This is a genomic window from Peribacillus sp. (genome assembly GCF_059453735.1).
Window position 1 is genome coordinate 1 of the sequence record NZ_JAZVJO010000320.1, and the last position, 4266, is coordinate 4266.

Here is a 4266-nt window from a genome sequence, read left to right on the forward strand (position 1 = left end):
TGTTTTATTCCTTCCATCATGATGGTAAGAAGGTCGTTTTAATAACCGATACCGGTTACGTAAGCGATCGAGTTAAAGGGATTATTTCAAATGCTGAAGCATATATTTTTGAAAGTAATCATGATGTTTCTATGCTAAGAATGGGACGTTATCCTTGGAATATTAAGCGTCGTATTTTAAGTGATGTAGGTCATGTATCAAATGAAGATGCAGCTCTTGCAATGAGCGAGGTTGCAGGGGATCGGACTAAATCTATCTATCTGGCACATCTTAGTCTGGATAATAACATGAAAGACCTGGCCAGGATGTCTGTGGAGCAAACATTGAAAACACAAGGGATTATCGTTGGCGAACAGTTTTCAATTTACGATACGGATCCAAAAAAAGCAACAGAACTAGTAAGTGTGTAAGGAATAGATAGGGACTGAAGGGAAATCATCCTTCAGTCCTTTTTTGTGGAAATTTTAGAGTGTTTTTTATTAAGCTATTTCTTGCATTGAGAGTATAATAATGGGTATAACATAGAATGAATAGTTATTATATGTATATGAAACAAAAGAAAGGATGAGTAAACCTTGGGATACTTTGATGAACAGGAGAGCAATCAAAAACCACGAAAAAGCGGAAGTAAAATCGGCTATTTCTTGGCGGCATTAGCGGGAGTGTTAATTGGTGCGCTGCTCGTATTAACCGTGGTAAACAATAATGATAATGGAATAGAGTCTGAAAATAATAGCAGCCAATCAAAAGACGGTGAAAAATCGGCTGAACATGTTCAAGATATTTCAATTGACGTTACATCGGCCGTCATTGAAGCTGGAGACAAGGCTAGTGATGCTGTTGTAGGCATTACAAATATTCAGCAAACAAACTTCTGGGGACAGCAAGGAGAAGCTGCAGAGGCTGGAACCGGATCTGGTGTGGTATATAAAAAAGAAGGAGACAAGGCATATATAGTGACGAATAACCACGTAATTGAAGGTGCTAATGAACTGGAGGTTACACTTGCAGATGGAACGAAGCTGCCAGCAAAATTGATGGGAAGCGATCCTTGGACAGATCTTGCCGTTGTTGAAGTAGCAGGAGCAAAAGTTAAAACAATTGCAGAGTTCGGGAAATCTACGGCACTGAAACCCGGTGAACCAGTCATCGCCATTGGAAACCCACTTGGTCTCCAATTCTCTGGTTCAATTACGCAGGGGATTATATCAGGATTGGAACGAACAATAGAAGTTGATATTAATGAGGACGGACAGGTAGACTGGAACGCAGAAGTCATACAGACAGATGCCGCGATCAATCCAGGGAACAGCGGTGGAGCACTAGTGAACATGAAGGGACAGGTAATTGGAATTAACTCAATGAAAATTGCAGAAAGCGCGGTTGAAGGCATTGGGCTTTCTATCCCAATTGACTCAGTTGTACCAATTATTAATGATATTGAAAAATATGGGGAGGTTAAACGTGCCTTTATGGGAGTAAGTTTGGCTTCTGTAGAAGAAATCTCCCAATACCACCAGAAAAACACACTAAAATTGCCTGAGGGCGTGAGTTCAGGTGTAGCGATTACAAGTGTACAGCCAAACTCACCAGCAGCCAAAGCTGGACTAAAAGAATTCGATGTAATTATCAAGATGGATCAGGAAGAAATCAAAGACGTAGTCGGTCTAAGAAAATATTTATATAACGATAAGAAAATAGGCGACAGTATTACGATTACCTATTACCGTGCCGGTAAAAAAGAGACAGCATCAGTAAAGCTTACTGAAGAACAATTATAAAATCAAAGGCAGGAAGAAATTATTCCTGCCTTTTTCTGTACTTGCGCTTTTTGAGTAATTTGATACGATGACAGATGAGAAAAAATTATCAGTCATCCACAAAATGAATGTATGCTTGAACCCGATTTGTGGATAAATAAATAAGGAATGAATGATCTATTGTGGATGAGCGATAAGAAAATAAGGAGGGGAAGTCAATGATTTATTGCTGCCAAGAACATGTGGAACTAGCGTTAGACATAGTGGTAGACGAACATGAAACCTATCCAGTTTTGAATAAAGTAACAGATGAAAAGTTATCAACAAACTGTGAATATTGTCCTAATCAAGCTGTATATATGGTAGGGAACTAATATTCGCATACAACATGTGGATAGTTTTTGTGGATATGTGGATAACTACTGTGGATAATCTGTTTGTAACTTGTTCGTAAACTGTTTGTAAAGTAGGGGAATCAATGAATATTACCATTATTACCGTTGGAAAATTAAAAGAAAAGTACTTAAAACAAGGAATTGAGGAGTATCTAAAGCGACTCTCTGCTTACGCAAAAATTGACATGATTGAACTGGCTGATGAAAAAGCGCCTGAAACACTCAGCGACATAGAAATGGAACAAATTAAAGAAAAAGAAGGACAACGTATTCTCACGAAGATCCACCCAGATGCCCATGTTATTGCTTTAGCTATTGAAGGCAAACTAAAGTCTTCGGAGGAACTTGCGGCAACCATCGACAAGCTCGCCACCTATGGTACAAGTAAAATTTGCTTTATTATCGGCGGTTCACTTGGCCTAAGTAAAGAGGTCATGAAGCGGGCAGATGAAGCGCTGTCGTTTTCCAGAATGACCTTTCCACATCAGTTAATGAGATTGATTCTGGTGGAACAGGTGTATCGTGCATACCGGATCAATCGGGGAGAACCGTATCATAAGTAAATGAGATTTTCCTCCTATGAATAGTTGTAAAAAAGATGAGACCTATCTAAACAGGATAAATCTCATCTATTTTTCTATAAAGGTTAAAAAGATCCAAACATTTCGTAGTAAAAAATGGATGAAGTTTTATAAGAACGAAATATCAAGTGATCATAAATTAAAAAAACTTTATCTATCTTAGATATAATAAATTGCAATCATTAAGGTTAATGCAAATAAAACAATGTTCATAGTGATCTCCCGATATTCCTTACGTATTACATGAAATAAGGCTCCAAGTAGTACGGTTGTGGCAAGTCCAAAAGCAGCAATCGGTGTTAATATAGGTACAATATTTAGCGCTTGTGGGAGGATAATGCCAAGGGCCCCTAATAATTCTGCTACCCCAATAAAGATGACCAACTGTTTTGGAACCTCATTTACCCATCCCCAGGATTTTCTGGCTTTTTCATATTGAATGGCTTTTAACCACCCTGAGTAGATAAATACCAGTGCAACTAGACATTGAATGATCGATATTAGTATATTCATTGAACAATACTAACCTCCTAAGTTCATATTTTATACCCTCTAAATGTATAATAGCTGAGAATAACCAAGTTAAGGAAGTAGGCACTTTATTTAAACATAGTAAATAAAAAGTAACCATACGCAATAAAAGGGAGATGGGCGTTTAAATGAAACAATATTGTAAATTTGAATCTGCACTAGAAATTTTAATTGGTAAATGGAAACCAGTCATTCTTCTTCAGCTTATTTCGAATGGAACAATGAGATTTGGTGAACTTCAAAAGGCAATACCAAACATAAATAAAAAGATGTTAACCCAACAATTACGAGAACTTGAGTATAACGATATTGTGCATCGCAAAGTTTATAATCAAATTCCACCAAAAGTTGAATATTCGATTTCAGAATATGGGAAAAGTTTAAGTACGGTATTACAGGCGATGAATGATTGGGGAGAGATACATATGGAGCACATGAATGTGCTGTACGGAGAAAAGGGTTAGTCCGAGAATGATTAACTAACCATTACTCTGGGCATGTAAACGTATTTTACAAGACTAAGAGAGATGATTCTTAGTTAGTTGATAATGATCGACCTAAGTTAAAAATGGATCGATAATAGCCAATAGTGAACCGATATTACAGCAGTTCGAACTGATTTTGGTCTGTATTCCTTACGAGTTAGAATTGATATCAGAATCTCATTTAGATACATCGCGGAGAGCCGTATCATAAGTAAGTGAGGATTTATTCATAAATATTGCAATATAATGTTTATCAAAAAAAATAAAAAGGGAAAGATTCTTTATAATAAAGTCTTTCCCTTTATTTCGTTATTATCTGACCATCAAACTTGATAATGTATATTTTGTTCCAAAATCACTTACTAAACCACTATCACGTAAGTTATTGATTGTAGACCTAATATTTTCTATATTAATTTGGAGATTTTCTTTAGCTATCTCATTAACAACATCTTCAATGGTAAATGTGTCTTTTTGCGATAAAATAATATTAGTTATTCTAAGATCGGGCCTT

At 36.5% G+C, this 4266-nt stretch carries 7 protein-coding genes; 5 read left to right on the forward strand and 2 right to left on the reverse strand.

The window, feature by feature from the left end; translation table 11 throughout:
• The 4 genes from AC52RT_RS10180 to rlmH form a co-directional block, all read left to right on the forward strand.
• A partial coding sequence (locus AC52RT_RS10180; RefSeq protein ID WP_495540642.1) for an MBL fold metallo-hydrolase occupies positions 1-410 on the forward strand: 410 nt, incomplete at its 5' end.
• A 165-nt stretch (positions 411-575) separates the two neighbouring features.
• On the forward strand, positions 576-1781 hold the full coding sequence (locus AC52RT_RS10185) for a S1C family serine protease (protein WP_495540643.1): 1206 nt from the start codon (positions 576-578) through the stop codon (positions 1779-1781).
• A gap of 197 nt (positions 1782-1978) precedes the next feature.
• The gene (locus AC52RT_RS10190; RefSeq protein ID WP_081704873.1) at positions 1979-2134 is read left to right on the forward strand and encodes a CxxH/CxxC protein; all 156 of its coding nucleotides are present in this window, start codon (positions 1979-1981) and stop codon (positions 2132-2134) included.
• 104 nt (positions 2135-2238) lie between these two features.
• Entirely contained in the window at positions 2239-2718 is a 480-nt protein-coding gene (gene rlmH / locus AC52RT_RS10195) for a 23S rRNA (pseudouridine(1915)-N(3))-methyltransferase RlmH (protein WP_495540644.1), read from the forward strand.
• 177 nt (positions 2719-2895) lie between these two features.
• Here the strand turns inward: rlmH and AC52RT_RS10200 are convergent, their stop codons facing one another.
• Positions 2896-3249 carry a DoxX family protein gene (locus AC52RT_RS10200; RefSeq protein WP_495540645.1) on the reverse strand — a complete coding sequence of 118 codons (354 nt, stop codon included), beginning with the start codon at positions 3247-3249 and terminating at the stop codon, positions 2896-2898.
• Positions 3250-3395: 146 nt separating this feature from the next.
• On the opposite strand from AC52RT_RS10200, the gene AC52RT_RS10205 reads away from it, so the two are divergent.
• Entirely contained in the window at positions 3396-3731 is a 336-nt protein-coding gene (locus AC52RT_RS10205) for a winged helix-turn-helix transcriptional regulator (protein ID WP_491075326.1), read from the forward strand.
• A 333-nt stretch (positions 3732-4064) separates the two neighbouring features.
• Here the strand turns inward: AC52RT_RS10205 and AC52RT_RS10210 are convergent.
• Positions 4065-4266: hypothetical protein (locus AC52RT_RS10210; RefSeq protein WP_495540646.1), on the reverse strand; the 202-nt coding region annotated here is incomplete at its 5' end.